General features: G+C 63.3%; 1 protein-coding gene and 1 pseudogene. Both read right to left on the reverse strand.

Translation table 11 applies throughout. From position 1 onward, the window contains the following. Positions 1 to 383 (reverse strand): annotated as a pseudogene (locus tag EN893_RS36800) (ABC transporter permease); the annotation flags it as partial. Then, positions 380 to 635, reverse strand: a 256-nt coding sequence (locus EN893_RS36805) for an ABC transporter permease subunit (RefSeq protein WP_128362301.1), incomplete at its 5' end; no start/stop codon positions are given. The pseudogene EN893_RS36800 and the gene EN893_RS36805, both read right to left, overlap by 4 nt.

Here is a 635-nt window from a genome sequence, read left to right on the forward strand (position 1 = left end):
ACATCGTCGACGAGACCGCGAAAATAGCCGGTAAGGAGGCCAAGCGCCGTGCCGGCTACCGTCGCCAGCAAGGTTGCCAGCGGTGCGACGGTCAGGATGTCGCGCGAACCGACGATGACGCGCGAGAAGACGTCGCGGCCGATCTGGTCGGTGCCGAACCAGTGTTCGGAAGAGGGCGGCGCCAGCGCGTTGATGATGTCGTCGGCGAGCGGATCGTAAGGTGCGAAATGCTCGCCGAACAGCGCACAGGCAACCCAGAACAGCACGATGGCGAAACCGACAAGGAATGTGCGCGAGCGCAGCAGCGAGAAAAAGACCTCCGCCAGCGGGCTGCGCCGGCGCGTGTCGTCTGGTGTAGGAGAGCTGGTTTGGACGGCGCTCATTGATCTGACCCCAGACGGATACGCGGATTGAGCACGGAATAGAGGAAGTCGGCGACAAGGGTGGCCACGGCATAGACAATGCCGATGGTGAGGATGCCCGACTCCAGCATCGGGAAATCCTTGCCGCGCGCGGCGGTGAAGATCAGCGACCCGATGCCCTGGTAGCGAAACAGCGTTTCGATGACGACAAGGCCGCCGATGAGGTAGCCGGTCTGCGTCGCGATGACGGTGATGGTCGGCAGCAGCGCATTG

It is taken from the genome of Mesorhizobium sp. M7A.F.Ca.CA.004.04.2.1, assembly GCF_004022825.1.
Lineage (GTDB): Bacteria > Pseudomonadota > Alphaproteobacteria > Rhizobiales > Rhizobiaceae > Mesorhizobium.